The sequence below is a fragment of the Bacillus sp. 5mfcol3.1 genome (genome assembly GCF_900114335.1).
GTDB lineage: Bacteria > Bacillota > Bacilli > Bacillales > Bacillaceae_G > Bacillus_A > Bacillus_A thuringiensis_S.
Genome location: NZ_FOST01000002.1, coordinates 1,338,137 through 1,356,479, shown reverse-complemented (window position 1 = coordinate 1,356,479; position 18,343 = coordinate 1,338,137). Strand labels below are relative to the sequence as shown.

Below are 18,343 nucleotides of genomic sequence, written 5' to 3'. Positions count from 1 at the left end.
TTCTCCCTATTAAAAATAGCCTTTTCATTTTCTGGTTAATCCGAATAATTTATACACCTCTTTTAATCTATTAATTCTCTATTACGCTCCTTCATTGAGATATAAGGGTGACTCCTCATTTAAAGAATAAAGTAAAACTTTATTCAGCTCGATCCCCATCTAACTTCTTTACTTTCATTGAATTTTTGGGCGTGAGTCTTACTGCCCACAAATAGCGGGATACATTATGCAATATTGCATTTGATAATCATTTTCAATGTAACTACAATGATTACAGGGTTACTGTTAATCCAATATTCTACATGGAGGTTTTATTATGTTAAAAAAAATTATTGTATCTTCTATGGCGCTTACTATGTTCGGTGGAGCTGCAACTATGCTAGAGGCACCTACTGCTCAAGCAGCTTCTTATAACTCAACGTCATCCTCTTACTTTGATGTCACTCCTGAAGAGGCCGTGGCTTTCTATCAATCTCAAGACTATAAAAAATTAAAAGTATTTTTGGATGACTTTGAAGCAAGAAACCCTTATACTCCAGGTGGAGGCTACGCTCAAGGGAGTGTACGTATGCAAAAATTCAACGATGCTCTTAGAGATGCCAAATTAACAAATGTCTACCAAGAATTTATTAGAATCTCATACTACAATCATTATCCAGAACCAAAATAATAACAACGGATTAAATGTTTATTATTTCTATAACTTAGCCTAATTTTAAATGTATAACCTAAAAATAATTACTAAAAACCACTCATATAAGAGTGGTTTTTCTATTTCCCCATATAATTTAGCGGAATGTTACATCATCTTTATTTTGATATCTTTTATAGTAGACATTCTCTCGTTGACACAATCTAGTAGGTTAGCAATGGAAATATCAAAATGTATTTATAATTGTTTTCTGTTTAATAGCCAAAAACGAACACCCTCTCACAATTAGATAAGGTGCTCGTTTTCATTTTTATCGGTAATTCTCAATTCAATTTAGCTTCTTTCCAATAAGTAAAGATTAAATTAACTTAAAAGCAAAGCGTTTTAAATTTAATTCATAGATCTTACTGAAACTTGGAATTGCCCCTTAGAACCATCATCATTTGAAACGTAAATTTTATATGTTCCATTCGGTAATGGAGATAAAGCATTCCGTACATTTGTAACATTAATTTGTTGTTCTCCAGGTTTTATATAACCACCAACAATTAGCTCTGTATTTGGACCTTTTACACTATATCCCATTGTATTTTGACCATTATTTTTCATAGAGAAGCTTAAGTCAGTACTCCCATCATATACGAAAGAAGTTTCAGCCTCGCCACTATAATCCATTGTTTGGGTTAATAATAAGTCTGCAGAAACATGTTCAACTACATGAATTGGATCATTCGTTTTGTGTACTTCTTCAGCATAAGTATTATTCCCTAACACACCAAGTGTTAATGCTGAAATTACTCCACAACTAAGCACTAGTTTATTTAACTTCATTTTAAGTTCCCCCTTGATGTTTGTATTCTATTACCATCATACATCCTTTTCCAAGTACGTTTTTATGTAATAATTCATATCTATAAACCTATATATCTTAACTTTTCACCTTAATAGTTATTGAGAAACCCACATGGATAAAGCTACAATATTACGCTTCATAAAAAACATGTGAATTTTAAAGTCTTTTTCTAACAAAGTTTTATACGAGTAAGTACCAAAATACTCACATAAATAGCATTTCTATTTCAGATAAAATGTACTAATAAAATTTTTCTAAAATTTCACTTTGTAATTTGATATATTCCATGTTAATATAACGAAGGCTACAAAACAGGAGTCACCATGTATATCATTTTTACAGAATATTCATACTTAAAAAACCTTATTTTATCAGTAACTCAATCCCAATTTTACCTATACACAAGTTAGTTTATAATTTCATATGTACATAAATTTAAATAGATTTTTTCTATTTTCCTTATCAATTTTAATACGAGTAATATAACAGCATTTTTCAAGTACCCTTCCTTTTTTAGATAAAAAGTCTACTAATACTAAACATCTATGTCCAACTCATACATAATTCTACTTACAAACTATTGGAGATGCAAAACTATGGGAATTTCTACTCTTTTATTAAATACCTTTATTATAATAATTTGTATCCTTAGCTATCACGTATTTTGGCTAGAGTTTAAAGAAAAAACAACATGTAATAATATATTATTTTCTATCCTTTCCTCCATTGCTATTATTTTTTGTATGACTTTTCCTTTTCATTTACATGTGGGATTTATTTATGATTTACGTTTTATTCCTATAATATTAGTTTTTCTATATGGAAATACAAAAAACATTGTTTTTATAGGAATTTTATATCTTTCTTATCGGTTTTACTTAGGCGGAAATGGCGTTCTTCCATCATTTATTATCTTCACTATTATTTTTGGTATAACAATGCTCTTTCGTTACTTATTACCTATGTATGTTAAAGAAAAAAAAGTATTATTAAGCTTACTCCTTATTTTAGTATGTACAACTTCACTTTCTATTTGCGGTATTGTAACTCAAATACATACAGGAGGGAAAATAGACTCTACTCTCATAGAATTTTTATTAAATTACATAATCATTAATATTTTCACAGTATTATTATCAGTTTATTTAATAGAGGGAATGATTGAGAAATATAAAATGAAAGAAAAGCTACAACGAGCTGAAAAATTTTATATAGCTAGCGAACTAGCAGCGTCAATTGCACACGAAATCCACAATCCACTAACCACGGTACATGGATTCACTCAATTATTAAATGAAAAACATGCCTCTAAGCTATCTCAGGATCAATACTTAGAAATCATGTTAATTGAAATGCAGCAAATACAATCTACTATTAATAACTATTTATCTTTAACCAAACCACAGAACACCCTAAAAGAGAAAATAGATATTAATCACATTTTAAATCAGGTGAAAGATACTATTTCACCACTCGCTCTATCATACAAAGTTGAAATCAAACAAAATAGTACAGATTCCTTTTATATAAATGGGGACCCCGAAAAATTCAAACTCTGTCTAAACAACATCATCCAAAACGGAATTGAGGCTATGAAAAATGGTGGATTATTACAAATAAATATACAAAAAGTAAAAGGAAATATCATAATTGATATTATTGATTCAGGAATTGGGATGTCATCTCAACAAATAAAACGAATTGCTTTGCCATTCTATTCAACAACAGAAAAAGGAACTGGGCTTGGTACTATGATTGCTTATAGTATTATTAAAGAATTAAACGGAGATATAGAGATAGAGAGTAACTTAGGTAAAGGGACACGCTTTTCTATTAGTATCCCTTGCTAATGCGACAAAAATTTTCTGTTTAGTTAATTAAAAATAATAAGGATCAGAGCTTATCTATTGTTACAGATAAACTCTAATCCTTTAGTTTAATTACATTAAACGCACTTAATATTTATAACTATTCTTACATCGTGATGAAAGAATAGTTCATCGACTTTATCTCATTTACTGATTAGATTTGTTTAATGTAAATATAACATCTCTCGGCACTTAATTTGTTATTATCATTATAGACATTTCCTACAATTGTTTTTCCATTAAAGTACAGACCTTATGCCATTCATTGAAAAAGACAACTCCCTTTTTACTACTTTACTTCCACCGTATAATTCCCTGTTCCACCACTATACTGATACACATGTAAATAATACTTCCCTGGATACGTGTAGTAACTACCTACTAGTTTATTCCCTTGTTGCTGAGCATACGTAACATAATTATTTAAATCTGCTTCAGAATAAAGTACCCAGTTCATTCCGATATTATTTTCATTCGTTACGTTAATTTGAAGGTTTTTAGCAGTCTCCACATTAATTTCAAAGAAATCACTTGTATCGCCATTTCCTAAACTAGCACGTAAAACTTGATTTAACTGCAGTTTGTTTGCTGTTTGGAATGAGTTATTCGGTTCTTTTTCTACACTGTTATCTTCTTTCTTTTGAACAGTTACAGTCGCTGTAGCAGTATTAGTTGCTCCTTTATCGTCTGTTACCGTTAATTTCGTTGTATACGTTCCTTCTTTTGTATATACGTGAGTTGGATTTTGCTCATTACTTACTGCTCCATCACCAAACTCCCATTTATACGAAGTAATTTTCCCGTCTTCATCTTTTGATCCGTCGCTTTTAAATGAAATTGCTTCATTTACATTTCCACTATACGGACCGTTTATAACTGCAACTGGTGCTTTATTCTCTGCACCTTCTTCTGTATTAATACCGTGGAACACAACATCATATTCAAATTGTCCTGATGCATTCACGCGATAATTTACGAAGTATGCTGTTACTGTTTTATAGCCTGTCCATTCCTTTGCACTTAAACGTTTTAACGTATCATTAACGTTTTGTGTAATTGTTTTCCAATCTTCATATTCTCCTTTTGCTGCAGTTCCTGTATATGTTCCTTGTAGTGTGAATGTATTAAAGAACTGTGATTTATTTTTCTTTACTGATACATTTTTCAATTTTGCTTCCGCTGTGATTTCTGCCGCAATATCTGAAACTGGCTTCCATACATGATTCGCTAAATAATCGTCTGATACTAATGGCACATTATATTTCTCACGATTATCAACTAGCATTTGCATATAATCTTGATATTCTTTATTTAAATTCGCATCTTTACTTAATGTAGAGCGATATGCATCATATGCTGTTACATCATTTTTCCTAATAAGATCATGTATTTTATCGAACATATCATATCTCTTATTGTACATATACGATTGTAAAGCAAAGGAATAATTATAGAAATCCCACGTTCCATACTTTGCATTTAACGTTCGCTCTGCCGTATAACGCTCTGCTGGATTTGAAGATAATCCTCCTATAATACTCTTTCTCGGTACAACATTATCCGTTCTCGTTGCCCCTGCAAAAAATTCAGCATTCCCTTCTTCAAACCAAGATAATCTTTCATTTTCATATATTTTCCCTTGTCCCCATAACCCTGGTACTTCATATCTACCTTGTAAATAATGCGTGAACTCGTGTCTGAATAATTCTTCTAAACTATAAATACTTTCTTCTGGCGTACGCTCATAAGTAAAGAACGTACCTGTTCCTTCTATATAAAGACCACCGTTATTCGTTTCATAACCGTACAATTGACGATTAAATTGATATTCTGCTGGGCTATTATAAATAACCATCGTTAGTACATCATCAGGATTTCCTTTTTCTAAAGGTTGATCACTTTCAACCGTACGATGGAATTGTGCCTTCACTTCTTTTGCCGCCCAATATAAACGTTTTACTTTTTCTTCTGTCACTTTATCTCCAGCTTTTAAAACAATTGCCCCATCATCAAACGTATACGTTTTTGGCAAATATTTTTTCTTTCCATCTTCTCTTATTTGATCTAAATTCACCACTTTACCATTTGCATCTTTTCCGCCATAATTCGTTGCGATTTGCTCAGCAGCTACGAAATATTGCTCCCCTAAATACGGATAAATTTTCATCGCATCTGTTACAACTTGTAACCCTTTCGTTCCTGTACTATGGAACGTACCGAGTCTACCTGTATAATAAATGCCATTATTAATAAGCCAACCGTTTTTTGCTGTAATCGTTCCCATTAATGCAAAACGACTTAGTTCATTAATATAACTATCTATTTTCTGATACCATACTGTATCTTTCGGTGCTTTCCTCGTATCGTACAAATACGATTGAATGTCGTAATCAACACCTTGCATAATATCGTAAATAGCATTTCCAGCTGAAAGATTATCTACTAATGTAGAAAAATTATCATTATATTGTTTAAAAATTTTTGCAGCTGATGTTATCGTTTCCACATCACTCGAAGCGTTTCCTATTAACTTTCCGTATGATGATACCACTCTATTTTGCTCTAATGTACCCAGCTTGAAATTTGAATTGTTAGCTATCGCTTTTAATGCAGGTAAGCATTTATCATGATAACTCCGTTCATTTAATTTACTAAGTTCCGAATTATAAAATCCTAAATAAAATCCTGAACGTAATACCTCCACTAATGTCTCAATCCCTTTTGAATCATCCTTCGTATAGGCTTGTCCTTGCTGCTTCAATTTATCAATAATCGCCTGCATCCTACTATCATTTTGATAGAATGCTAGACTGTCTGTATTAAACTGAAATAGCCCCGTAATTTGCTCCCAATCAATTGTTACAAGTAAATCTACTAACTGCTGATTGCTTAATTGATTTAATTCAGCAATTGTATAAGTTTTCGCTACAGCTAATTGCTTACTTTCTTTTTTCACCTCAGGTGGTCTTTGTGATAAATCGGCAAATTGTAGCCTTTTCTCAAAAGACTTGCTTTCGAGCACTTTCGATGAATGAGCTAATTCTTGTACTGGTAGTTGTACACCGACTGGCTCCATTTTGAGCACATTTCGATAAGAAACTTGCTCTCCCTTAGTATCTTCTGCCAAACTGACCCCTTGAAAACTCCCTAACATTAAACTAGCAAAACTTACCCCTATTAACATTTTCTTTGAATAGCCTTTCATGCTCTCCCCTACCTTACATTTTTAGTGTCCCGCTCCATTATTTTACTATTTTTACTTTTTGTCCTGTATTGAGAAAAAATAAGGTAACGTTCACACATATATTCATTTCATGTAAAATTAACGCTTGACTTTCCGTGCATTTTATATCAAAAAAGATAGATAATAGCAAAATTCCCGCTACATCTATCCTCGTTTTCAACACTATGATTTTAACTTTATAAACGTAACTTCCGGTAATGTTTGCATATGCTGAATAAACTCATTCTTTTCTTCTGACGATATATTTTTCAGTTGCATCCCTACCTTATAAACAGTTTCTGTACCTTGCTGTGAAGCTTCCACCTCATATGAGAGTATTGGGATGCCTTTCACTTGTAGTGTTTCTAATATTTGTTGTACCGCTTCATGTTTATTTACAAACATTTGCACTGTTATATTTTGTGGAAATAAAAATTGCACCTTAAAAATACGACTGACAATTTCTAAACCAATTAAAACGAGAATCGTCGCTCCAATGCCTACTACATACATTCCCGCTCCAATTGCTAATCCTATACCGGCAGTAGCCCATAAACCAGCCGCGGTCGTTAATCCTTTCACCGCCTGCTTTTGAATAATAATTGTGCCTGCACCTAAAAAACCAACTCCACTAACGACTTGTGCCGCAATCCGACTTGGGTCTAGAGACGTATGCTCTTCATACACAATATCTGAAAAGGCATATTTCGAAACAACCATTATTAACGCACTTCCTACCGCTACGAGGAAATGAGTCTTTAATCCAGCTTCTTTCGATCGAATTTCTCTTTCAATACCAATCATTGCTCCTAACAAGCCAGCAACACCGATTCGTATAATAAAATCAAAATCTACACTCACGGGCACTTCCCCCTTTCATTCATTATAGATAGATAAAACAAAAATTATCACAAACATCCATTTATCAACATGAAAGAATACCACTAAAATACACTTAATACTCCGACTGTTTTATGTTAATATTTTAAATATTAACATAAAACAAATAACTCCTAATTTTAAACCTTCACTAATTTTCTAAAAAACCAAAGGTGGATTGCATGAAATTAGGTTGAGAAATTTCGGAAAACGCTTTCACTTTGTTTCATAATTTTTTATAAAAACTACATAAATAAAGGAGCTTACTAACAATGAACGTCTCATTACTTACACCTACTACTGATTTACAAGAAGAATACTTAGATTTCTATAACGAATGGAAAGATAGCGGTGAAACAATGATCCCGTGGGTTATCACAAAAAATCCTGCCAACTTCCCAGCTATGGTTCAAGAACTTCTCGATGCGCATAACGGAATAAATATCCCTGAAACTTGGGTACCAGATTCTACATATTGGCTTGTTACAGATGAAAATAAAATTGTGGGAGCTGTTAATATACGTCATAGTTTAACCGAACATTTATTTAACGCTGGCGGTCATATTGGTTATGGCATTCGCCCTTCTGAAAGAAGAAAAGGTTATGCTACAAAGTTATTAAAATTATCGCTAGAAAAAACGAAGGAATTAAACATCGAGAAAGTACTTGTCGTTTGCGACGCAGTGAATACCGCTTCTGAAAAAACGATTTTACATAACGGTGGGCTTCGTAATGATGATTTCACTGAGGAAGATGGGAATGTAGTAAGAAGATATTGGATTGAGATATGAATGATCACAAAGAAGCAAGAAAGTGATTATACACTTTCTCGCTTCTTTTACACTGTTTCTATTTCAAACTGCACTGTAATACCACTTGGATCTACTACCGCAAACCCATTTGTAGTTTCATTTATTTCATGTTGTTTTTCTATTAATCTTTCTTTCACTTCATCTAACGCTTCTTTATGCGGTAGTACAATCGCATATACCTTTAGTCCAGTTGCATGTACTGGTGGGTGTGGATTGTTTACTCCGTTCCACGTATTTGCACCAATATGGTGATGATATCCCCCTGCTGAAATAAATAAGCAATCCTCTTCACGCTGCTGTACTTCAAAACCTACTGTTTCCACATAAAATTCATGTGATTTCTCTACATCAGCTATTCTTAAATGTACGTGCCCAACGACAGTATTAGCAGGCAAACCATCAAACTCATAATCAACGAGTGTTGCCAATTCTTTTAAATCAAGTGGTGTACTTCCTCCTGGTCCTTCTCCCCATTGATCGCGCGGACGGTCTGCATAAATTTCAATACCATTCCCCTCTAAATCTTGCAAATAAAAAGCTTCGCTATATGTATGATCACTTGCACTATTAAACCTTGAAATTGGTAAAATTTCATTTGAATATGTATAACGCCCTTCTTGCTCAGCCGGGCTGTCAATTACATTCTTATTACGAAGAACCCCAAATAGCGCAGAAGCAAAAGCTTCACGAGTCGGAACTAAAAAGGCTACATGATATATACCAGTCGTACGCGGTTCTTGCAGTACCCCGTCCTCTAACTTTTCAAGAACAAGTAACGTGTTCTTTCCACCTTTTCCAGATAAATATGCTTTATTCCCCTCTTGCTTAATTACCTCTAATCCTACAACATTCTCATAAAAAGCAATTTGACGCTCTAAATCTTTCACTTTAAATTCAACATGACCAATACGTGTTTTCGGATGAATTTGTACCATGAATAACTTCATCTCCTTATCCCTATATTTTCCCATTACATATAACCGTTACTATGAAGGATACAACTAAAATCATCCTATGTAAATAAGAAAAGTCAGAATTTACATGCATTTTTATTTTCATAATAAAAAGCCACCTTTTCTAACTTTTAGAAAAGGTGGCTTTTTAACTCTTATCTCATTTTATGTACTTCAGCAACTAGCTTTCCACCCTGAATGCCCATATAAAGCTTCACAGGTGCATCATTCGTATTTTCAAATACTAAATCTAAATATGGATATGCAATTGTAGCATCTCTTCCTTGTGGAACATAACCTACCGTTTTAGAATGTGTAGTTCTCTCCACCATTTTCAGGCCAGCTTGATCTGCTGCATTGTATAAAGTTGAAGATGTTTGACAAACACCACCGCCATATCCATCTACTAATTTACCATCAACTATTTCTTTCCCTAATTGATATCCTTTATCTGGTGTCGTATCACCGATTAATGAATTAAAAGAGAAACGATCTCCTTTTGCTAACACAACTCCATTTATGCTCGCTGCTGACAAACGAATATTCTCAATACGGCCACCTGTTGAACCACCTAAGTTCGTTTCATATCTACCAATTACCGTACCATTTCCTTGCGCATCACTTAATGTTGCGACTGGTTTTTTCTCCACAATCGGCAACTGATACGTAGCATCCCACATACCAACGTTTAACAATTTATCTACTAATTCTTTTTCCATTAATTCATAAGAAGGTTTTCCTTCTTGCCAACTTCCATCAGGTGCTATACGTGAAGGAACCATTTTTTTGTCGACGCTTTTTCCAACCTCACCAACAACCTTTGTTACAGACTTTTTAAATTTCGCTTCATCTTCAAAATAGCCTAAACCAGATAAATCTAATTTTTTCACTTCAGTACCAGTTCGACCATCAACTAAACTAATAGTATCTTGCACTTCTGCTTTAGCCTCTACAGTGTGCCCACCAATATCACTTACCAATGCAACATCACTTACTTTTGCACCACAGCCACTCACTACAGCTACACATAACACCCCAACTAATATACCCTTTACTTTACGGAACAATATACTCTCTCCCTTTCCCCAACATCACTATTATGTATTTATTTCATTTTTATGTATGTTTTGTTACAATCATTTTACAATATGTTTATAAAATGTTACAAGTTATTTTTCACTCTATATAAATTACTCTTTTCTTTTATAAATGTCTATACATATTTACATAAAAGTTTGAGTTTGATAGAATTGTAACTTTTATGTAAACTCTCTCTTTTATCCAGTATATACCATCAAGCAAAAGAAATACAAATCAAAAACCCTCAAGCTATTTTTTATAAAGTGAAACTTTAATCAGTGGGGTCTTACTGCCCGTTAATGCGGGATAAAGAAAAATCCCGTCAACATAAATAGGTATTTGCCGTGCCACCGCTCCGCTTTTGCACATACATTATGGTGAATTCAACCTATTTTAAAGAAATGGAGGATGTTATTATGTATCCCTACAATCCATATGATCCATATAATCAATATGCGTACCAACAACCACAGTATGACTTACAAGCACAATATCAATCTTATATAGATCAAGCAGAGCAAACGAATCCATATGACCAAAATAGACAATTCCAACTTCCAATCTCTTTTCCTGGCACTGGAAATCGTCAATTAGAAAGACGCGTAAATGAGCTTGAACAAAGAGTACGTCAACTAGAAAATACAGTTGAGCGCCATACACGTAGACTAAACCGCTTAAACCAACGTTTACGTACAGTAGAAAACAGACTAAACATTCCATTCGCAGCATTAGAAGACGGATTTTAATCGAGAAAATAAAAATTATATAAGGAAGGGGCTCCCCCTTCCTTATATAAATTGACGAAAGTTTTTTCCATCTCTATACTGATAAGAGTTAATGAAATGAAACAAGGTGATAAATATGGATTTTGAAATAAATTATCTTTCCTTTTATGTTGTACAAGTAGAAGGAAAAGGTGAAGCAGTTGATAAACGCTACAAACATTTTCAAACTTTAGACGCTGAAGAATATGAAGATAGCTCCTTAAAAGAATTTTTGAATGGTGAGTTATTAAAAATATCGAAGCGAAAAGTAGAACGTCATGCAAAAACAGAACAAGCCCCAACAAAAATTGGTCGCTTTATTGTAGAGGAAGGGCACGAACTTGATTCAAACCCTCATTACAACCTTTTTAATCGTATTCGCTTTGCAGAAACAAAGGACAACTTTAAAGATATGAGTGAACCTCTCGTTTATACATATCTTGACACAAGCGCTGTACGCGGTGGTGTATTTTTAATTGCTCAGGCAAAACTACGCAAATACTTTGATGATCCATTTGTATTCGTAATGAAATGCGACTTCGAACCAAAGGTTGCTTCTATTTCTGATGAATCAACACTGATTCGTAACGTTGAAATGGCCATCACAACAAAGAATATGAAATCTATCCAATACCCATACATGCCTGAAGAAGGTATGGTTGAAGTAGGCGAACTAAAAATACACCAAGCATCACATGCCCGCTACTTTGAAGACTTCTTAAAATTCGTCGAATATGAACGCTCTATGCCTGAAATTATGAAAACACAAGTAATGGACATGGTATACGACCAAATTGAAGATGTATTTGAAGAAGGTACGGAAGAACGCGAACAATTCGACCAAGCGATGGAAGTATGGGCTGCCAGTCCGAAACGCGAAATTATGGAACAATTTTCAACCGAAGAAGTAATGGAAGCAACTGCCCAAATCGTCGAGCATGCTCCTGAAGTGGAATTAAAACTAAAAGCAGATCATATCTCTGTGAAGGCTTTGCTTGCTGATTTCGGGGATCAAATACATATTGCAAAGGTAAATGATCGATACGTATTAATGATTGAGGCTGATACACTTACATTTGAGAAGGGCTTCTCTCCGATTGAGTTTCTGAAGCCAGATGAGCTGCAGGATGTGATTGAGCGGATTGAGAATAAGCAGCAGTATAGCTATAGTCCAGAAGGAATTGAATAGATCAACTGCAAAAGATCCTACCTCTATAAAAGAGGTAGGATCTTTCACATTAATCACGTATTTTCCTATTGCTATCATAAGACAACTTTCTAACGCTATATATTTGATTTAAGGAGGTAAATACATATGATCATTTACCATAGTCCTCATTCTTTAACTGAAATTAGCATGATTCCTATTGAAAAAATAAATCTATTGTATAATCCACACATTACAAAATCTTATTCTAAAAAAAATGAACAGTACTATTGAATATCTTGATATATTTGATTTACTCTTACCAGTCGAAAAGCATCCTCTAAAAGATGAATACATTTTAGTTGGAAAATACGATTGTTACAATTTCATAACTAATAATCCACATATAAAACAAATCCCCTGTATTATTGAAGATTTTACAGAAAAACCTTCACAATACCTCAAAATACTTCGTAGACTTCATAACAAAGGCGATTCTAATAAAACCAATAGACAATTTATTTTAAATAAACTTGAGGAAAATCATTTCCCTCTATTACAAATTTTAAAGCAGACAGGTTTTACTAAAAATGATTTACGGGATTACAATTATAAAGTAACCGTTCCAAAAAACTACATAAACAGCCATACCACTGAAAAAACTATGAATTGGATTAGTGATTTAAAGTTAAAAAGTAATACTAAACAATTTTTATATAAATGCGCAGGTCTTCCAATAGGAAATCATAAAAGGTTAACTGAAGAGAAGAAAAAATTCCTACAACATTTCTTTGCACATGCAAAAGGATTTGAAAAATTAACTACTCCTCAACAGATTAACATTCTAACTAACGCCCTAAATTTCAAAGCAATAATGACTGCTCAATTACAGCAACAAATTAATCGCTATTTAATACGATGAATTTTAATTTATGTAGCTAGAAATAGAGGAGAATATCATTTAACCTCTACATTCTCCTCCATCTCAGCCAAATACCTAATCTGTCGTTCCGCTTTTCTCACTGCCGTACGAAAATGTTTTTTCAGGAGTTCTACTGTATTTTCACTTATATAATATCTTTCCGTTATACTTTCCCACGTGTCACTACTTTCAAATGTACTCCATTCAAAAGGGCGTTCTGTATTTTTCTTTAGTTCTTTAAACACCCATTTTCGCATCTTTTTTTTCGCTTTTTCCGTTAGTTTCCCGTTCTTTACAAGTTCAAGTTCACCATGTCTTTTGTATCGCTTATTAATATCTCTCTCGCTATACACTTTAAGAAGTATATTTGCTGTATTTTCGGCATCTGCTAAAGCACGGTGCTGTTTCCCTTCCCACGTTAAAGCGAGCTGTTCTATCGCAAATTGTAAACTTGGCGTATGTTCAAACAATTCCTCATATGCTTGGAAAACAAATTTTTGCAAATCAATTCTACTTTCTTTTTCTATAATGGGGCATTCAACACCATGTAATGTACAATCATGAGATAGAAAGCGATAATCTTCTTTTCCCCATGAAACAAATATAGAATCTTCTCCGATGAACTGAATAAATTTCTCTATAATTTGAGGGAATTTTTCTACATCCATTAAATCTTTCTTCGTAATACCGGTTAATTTTGTTGTATGACGAGTTAATCGTGCACTTGGTTTTACTAACTCCGAAAATTCTTCAATTATCTTCATTGTACCTATTTCTATTTTTACAGCTCCGATATCAACTATTTCTGACGGATCTTCTGATTTATACGGTCTGAAATTCCTCTCAATATCAAACACAATGAAATGTGTAGCGTTTTTCAATTTATTTACCTCTTTCTAAATTCCTTTTCACACAAACACTTTATTTTCAGTATTTATTTATTCATGTACTTTATACAAAAATACTACGAATAAATAAATGAAAATTCAGTCTTGTTATGATATGTAAGTAGGAGGATATCTATAAAAATGCAAAAAAAAAAAGAAGGGCGAGCCCTTCTTTTTTCAAAAATTACTTCTTGTTTACGTTAGTAGCTTGAGGTCCACGGTTACCTTGTTCTACTTCGAAAGTAACTTCTTGACCTTCTTCTAAAGTTTTGAAGCCTTCGCCTTGGATAGCTGAGAAATGAACGAATACGTCTTCTCCGCCTTCAACTTCGATGAAACCGAAACCTTTTTCTGAGTTAAACCATTTTACTTTACCGTTTTGCATGAAAAAAATCCTCCTACAATGTACCTATATGTACATATTCATTTTCAACCACCTTACAATAATAAGCCAGATATTAAAAAACTGCAACCCCTGAGGAGATTTAACATTGCTATCCTCCTCGGAAGTTACAGCTCATTTAAATCTCTATATTATTAAAAGTAAAATGGTTTAAACATACTATATCATATCAATATAATAAAAGTAAAGTTTTTTCTTAAATTATTTTTTGTTCCCACTGCATTGCTTTTAATTCACCTGATCCAGCTACTACATAACCATCTTTTTGATTAACAATGCGCCATCCGTGCCCTTTAACTGAATCACATACTGTAACAATACCTTCGTCAAGAAGTACACGGCACACACTACTAATACCCGCCTTATTTTGTGTTGAAGTTGTATATAAGACATGTTGGTCTACACTTAAGTCTAAATAACTACTTGCTTTCTGCTCACTTTGACATGTATGCCAATATATTTTTTCACTCGCAATACTGTCATCTATTTTACAATAAGAAATATTCCCGCTAACTCCCTTGCACGATCCACTTGCCGCTACTAAATAAGAATTGTGTAAAGTCAACGCAGAAATCATTTGATTCATCGTAATTTTAATCCTCTTTAATTTACGTGTCTTCAAATCAAAGAGCCAAACACCACCATACTTAGCATGTATTTTCGTACCAATAAATAAGTAATGTTTATATAAAAATAATGATCGAATAGACGGCGCCGCACTGCCATACTCAAGAAACGGATGAATAGTCTCCCATGTCGAACCGAAATTATTAGAAAGATACAGCGTTTTTTCTCCATGAGCAACAACAGTTCCTTGTACATTGCTACATACATTCCAACTTGTTGCTTTTGTTGGAAAACGCTGAATTGTCCAGTTCTCTCCACCATTCATACTACGAATAAAAATCCCTTCGTCACCTACACCATAAACTACATTATCTTCGCTATGTAAATCCCTAATTCGTTTTTGAAAACCATTTAAAATTCGTTTCCATTCTCCGTCTTGTTCAACAAATAAGCCATTATATGTAGTAGCTAACAACAGTTTTCCATCTCTTAACTTTGTAATAGCAGTTGCACTTAACATCGTCTCCACGTTGACACTCCCATTCTTAGAACTTCTCAGCAAATGCAATTGCAAAATTACTGCATTTTTCAACATCCTCTTGATCTTCTGGAGCTAATTCAATTTTCAGCCCTTCTTGTACAAGCTCTGCACCTCGTTCTACAAGGCGTTCTTCAAATATCGTTACCGCTTCACAAAACAGTTCATACGCCGTATCACCTGATCCGAATACCGCTACCTTTTTCCCAGCTAAATCTATATTTTCTAAGTCCTCATGAAAATCTTCCGCTTCAAATGGTAATTCACCATCGCCCCACGTATAAGATCCTAAAATGATTCCATCATAAGCTAATAATTCTTCAGCATCCATGCCTTCCATCTCTTGCAATACTACTTCATGATTAAAAGCATCTAAACTAACTTTAATTAAATCAGCAATACTCTCTGTATTTCCTGACATACTTGCATAAGCTATTAAAATTTTTGCCACTTTGGCATCCCCCTCTAACAATAAATGATTCTCATTCTCATTATATTAATAATGATAATCAATTTCAATTGATTTTTTTCTACTTTTATTTACATTTCACATTACTTATTTCAAATAAAGTGAAACTTTAATGAGCCCTCACCAATCAGGATTTTTCAGACAGCCCACAAATAGAGGAATAAATAAAAAAAAGCACAGATGACTATACAATCATCTGTGCTTTTTTATTACTTTTTAAAAATACCAAAAGGCTTCCCTACTGGTAAAACAACTTTTCCGAAGTGTGTGTTTAACACTGCTGCTGCTGAACCATAGAAAGATAATAATGAAATAAGAAGTTCAGAATATGCTGCTAAATTATGCATTGCGTGCGGCATAACACCTAAAGTACTTAATGAAAGACCAATAAATAAGAAATCAATAAGGACGAAGATCATAAATAATACTTTATGTGTTTCCATTGCACCAATCGTCATAAAGATTGTGAAAATCAAATATCCGATAAAGGCTACACCAAGCTGTTTTGAATCTGCAACTTGTGCTAATTTTTCGCCAAATACTCCAAGTTGAATTAACCAAGTCATTCCAACACCTAACCAAAATAGGCCGTACGCACCAAATGCTGTCGTACCGAATGTATTGTTATGCTTTGCATCGTGAATGCAAGCAAAGATTTGTGCAAATCCTCCTAAAAAGATTGCCCATGGTAATACAAGTGAAACGCCATCTGTTAAGCCTAACTTTTGAGATGATGCTACAAGTGTTACCATCGCTAATCCAAATAGACCAATTCCAGATGGATCCGCTGTTGTCATTTTCACATGATGTGTAGTAGTTTGATTGCTCATATAAACCTCCTGATTATAAACATACTCGAATACAATACTTAAATCAGAAGCCTATGTCAATGGTTTTTTTTGTATGTTGTCAGACGTTATATTTTATAATGATTAAATATATTTCCGACCACTTCATAAGGTTTTATATTCACTTTTTCCAACTCGTTTATCGGTAGCCATAACGGAATATAACTTCCTTTACCTTCCCGCTGAAATTCCTCAGCTGTTCCACTTCCGAACACTCCACCTGTAATATAGGCACCATAATAATATTCATTTCCTTTACCTTTGCAATAAGGTGCTTCACTTTTATATGTAGCCCTAATTCTTCGTATATCTCTCTTTTCGTTGCCTCTTCAGGCGTTTCACCTTCCTCAATCCCTCCGCCAGGAAAAACATAATATATTTCCTCTTCTCGAATACGTTTTATAAGAGCGATTTTCCCTTCCTGTACAATAATAGCCGCCCCGCGATTTCTTATCATTTTATTACCTCAATACGAATCGCAACTGTTCCCCACTCTTTTTCTTGTTCTTTCGTATATATTTTGTATGTACTTTCTAACATTTCCTCTAAACTATCATTTTCACAATCCAATAATTTTTTATCAATTTGTTCATACATAGATTTAAAGCTCTCGTATCGCTTTATTTCCGTTACTTTTACCGTCATCATTTCTGTTGTCGTAAGATTCGTAAATACGATTTCATCGTCTTTGTTTATTAGTTGACGTTTTTTATCGTATAGGCGTACTTCATATACTTTTTTCCCTGATTGAATTGACTGAAACGGTTTATTATATAAACCCATTTCGTATCGCATACATCCCACTCCCTTTTGTTCATTTCACCTATTAATACAGTTCACATTACTACATCTTGCATATAATATTCCATACGTATCGCTTAATTGAGAAAGGAGGCTGAAGAAGCATGTTATATTTAAATCAAAAACCTGAATATAATAAATATGATATTGGTGATTATACTTATAGTAAAGTAGGGCCAACCATTTTTTCTTGGAACGATGAAACAAAATTAAAAATAGGTAAGTTTTGTTCATTAGCAGAAGAAGTCGTTTTCATACTTGGCGGTGAACATCGCGCAGACTGGATAACGACTTATCCATTTAATGCACTTTTTGATGAAGGAGCACATATTACTGGTCACCCTTCTTCAAAAGGTGATATCGTAGTCGGCAATGATGTATGGATTGGTTATCAATCCTGTATTTTATCTGGCGTTACAATTGGTAACGGGGCCATTATCGGCGCCAGGAGCGTTGTTACAAAAGACGTACCCCCGTATGCAATTGTAGCTGGTAATCCTGCAAAATTTGTTCGATATCGTTTCCCACAAGAAACGATTGACAAACTAGAGAATCTCGCATGGTGGGACTGGGACATTTCTGTTATAAAAGGAGCCATTCCATTACTACTCTCCGACAAAATCGACGAATTTTTCACCTCGCCCGAAAATGAATCTATATGATTAAAACAGAAAGAG

18 protein-coding genes and 1 pseudogene are annotated in these 18,343 nt (G+C 33.7%); 7 read left to right on the top strand and 12 right to left on the bottom strand.

From position 1 onward, the window contains the following. The first annotated feature begins 316 nt into the window (after positions 1-316). Entirely contained in the window at positions 317-670 is a 354-nt protein-coding gene (locus BM089_RS16450) for a hypothetical protein (protein ID WP_000913814.1), read from the top strand. A 372-nt stretch (positions 671-1,042) separates the two neighbouring features. On the opposite strand, the gene BM089_RS16445 is transcribed toward BM089_RS16450, so the two are convergent. Continuing rightward, a complete protein-coding gene (locus BM089_RS16445) occupies positions 1,043-1,483 on the bottom strand; it encodes a hypothetical protein (RefSeq protein WP_071714644.1) in 441 nt (146 codons plus the stop codon). Between the two features lie 618 nt (positions 1,484-2,101). Here BM089_RS16445 and BM089_RS16440 point away from each other — a divergent pair. Beyond that, positions 2,102-3,355 (top strand): sensor histidine kinase, encoded by a 1,254-nt coding sequence (locus BM089_RS16440; protein WP_090977443.1) that lies wholly within the window; start codon positions 2,102-2,104, stop codon positions 3,353-3,355. A 307-nt stretch (positions 3,356-3,662) separates the two neighbouring features. Here the strand turns inward: BM089_RS16440 and colA are convergent, their stop codons facing one another. Both colA and BM089_RS16430 read right to left on the bottom strand, forming a co-directional pair. Continuing rightward, the gene (gene colA / locus BM089_RS16435; RefSeq protein WP_090977441.1) at positions 3,663-6,578 is read right to left on the bottom strand and encodes a collagenase ColA; all 2,916 of its coding nucleotides are present in this window, start codon (positions 6,576-6,578) and stop codon (positions 3,663-3,665) included. 201 nt (positions 6,579-6,779) lie between these two features. Continuing rightward, on the bottom strand, positions 6,780-7,457 hold the full coding sequence (locus tag BM089_RS16430) for an MgtC/SapB family protein (RefSeq protein ID WP_000109730.1): 678 nt from the start codon (positions 7,455-7,457) through the stop codon (positions 6,780-6,782). 290 nt (positions 7,458-7,747) lie between these two features. Here BM089_RS16430 and BM089_RS16425 point away from each other — a divergent pair, with 290 nt between their 5' ends. Further along, the gene (locus BM089_RS16425) at positions 7,748-8,266 is read left to right on the top strand and encodes a GNAT family N-acetyltransferase (RefSeq protein ID WP_001103133.1); all 519 of its coding nucleotides are present in this window, start codon (positions 7,748-7,750) and stop codon (positions 8,264-8,266) included. Between the two features lie 47 nt (positions 8,267-8,313). Here the strand turns inward: BM089_RS16425 and BM089_RS16420 are convergent, their stop codons facing one another. Together BM089_RS16420 and BM089_RS16415 are read right to left on the bottom strand one after the other, a co-directional pair. Further along, entirely contained in the window at positions 8,314-9,222 is a 909-nt protein-coding gene (locus BM089_RS16420) for a VOC family protein (RefSeq protein ID WP_000249880.1), read from the bottom strand. A gap of 173 nt (positions 9,223-9,395) precedes the next feature. Next, complete coding sequence (locus tag BM089_RS16415) at positions 9,396-10,307, bottom strand: VanW family protein (RefSeq protein ID WP_000488980.1); 912 nt, start codon at positions 10,305-10,307, stop codon at positions 9,396-9,398. Between the two features lie 429 nt (positions 10,308-10,736). Here BM089_RS16415 and BM089_RS16410 point away from each other — a divergent pair, with 429 nt between their 5' ends. The 3 genes from BM089_RS16410 (at position 10,737) to BM089_RS16400 (ending at position 13,153) form a co-directional block, all read left to right on the top strand. Next, positions 10,737-11,066 (top strand): hypothetical protein, encoded by a 330-nt coding sequence (locus BM089_RS16410; RefSeq protein ID WP_000283711.1) that lies wholly within the window; start codon positions 10,737-10,739, stop codon positions 11,064-11,066. A 115-nt stretch (positions 11,067-11,181) separates the two neighbouring features. Then, positions 11,182-12,273 carry a DUF3900 domain-containing protein gene (locus BM089_RS16405; protein WP_000345036.1) on the top strand — a complete coding sequence of 364 codons (1,092 nt, stop codon included), beginning with the start codon at positions 11,182-11,184 and terminating at the stop codon, positions 12,271-12,273. A 235-nt stretch (positions 12,274-12,508) separates the two neighbouring features. Beyond that, the gene (locus BM089_RS16400; protein WP_254791361.1) at positions 12,509-13,153 is read left to right on the top strand and encodes a hypothetical protein; all 645 of its coding nucleotides are present in this window, start codon (positions 12,509-12,511) and stop codon (positions 13,151-13,153) included. A 35-nt stretch (positions 13,154-13,188) separates the two neighbouring features. Here BM089_RS16400 and BM089_RS16395 read toward each other — a convergent pair whose 3' ends face one another. The 7 genes and pseudogenes from BM089_RS16395 to BM089_RS16365 all read right to left on the bottom strand — a co-directional run bounded on the left by BM089_RS16395 (position 13,189) and on the right by BM089_RS16365 (position 17,660). Continuing rightward, positions 13,189-14,034: an exonuclease gene (locus tag BM089_RS16395; protein ID WP_090977440.1), complete on the bottom strand. Its 846-nt coding sequence runs from the start codon at positions 14,032-14,034 to the stop codon at positions 13,189-13,191. A 190-nt stretch (positions 14,035-14,224) separates the two neighbouring features. Further along, on the bottom strand, positions 14,225-14,425 hold the full coding sequence (gene cspB, locus BM089_RS16390; RefSeq protein ID WP_001179150.1) for a cold shock-like protein CspB: 201 nt from the start codon (positions 14,423-14,425) through the stop codon (positions 14,225-14,227). A 214-nt stretch (positions 14,426-14,639) separates the two neighbouring features. Then, entirely contained in the window at positions 14,640-15,539 is a 900-nt protein-coding gene (locus BM089_RS16385) for a WD40/YVTN/BNR-like repeat-containing protein (protein ID WP_000449497.1), read from the bottom strand. 16 nt (positions 15,540-15,555) lie between these two features. Then, complete coding sequence (locus BM089_RS16380) at positions 15,556-15,999, bottom strand: flavodoxin (protein ID WP_090977438.1); 444 nt, start codon at positions 15,997-15,999, stop codon at positions 15,556-15,558. Positions 16,000-16,226: 227 nt separating this feature from the next. Beyond that, positions 16,227-16,847 (bottom strand): acetate uptake transporter, encoded by a 621-nt coding sequence (locus tag BM089_RS16375; protein WP_000070945.1) that lies wholly within the window; start codon positions 16,845-16,847, stop codon positions 16,227-16,229. Positions 16,848-16,933: 86 nt separating this feature from the next. Beyond that, positions 16,934-17,322: pseudogene (locus tag BM089_RS16370) on the bottom strand (NUDIX domain-containing protein). Further along, positions 17,319-17,660 (bottom strand): ASCH domain-containing protein, encoded by a 342-nt coding sequence (locus BM089_RS16365; RefSeq protein WP_001268359.1) that lies wholly within the window; start codon positions 17,658-17,660, stop codon positions 17,319-17,321. Before BM089_RS16365 ends, BM089_RS16370 begins: the two are co-directional and overlap by 4 nt. Positions 17,661-17,770: 110 nt before the next feature. Between BM089_RS16365 and BM089_RS16360 the strand changes: the two genes are divergently transcribed. Beyond that, on the top strand, positions 17,771-18,328 hold the full coding sequence (locus tag BM089_RS16360) for a CatB-related O-acetyltransferase (protein ID WP_000966308.1): 558 nt from the start codon (positions 17,771-17,773) through the stop codon (positions 18,326-18,328). Positions 18,329-18,343: the final 15 nt, after the last annotated feature.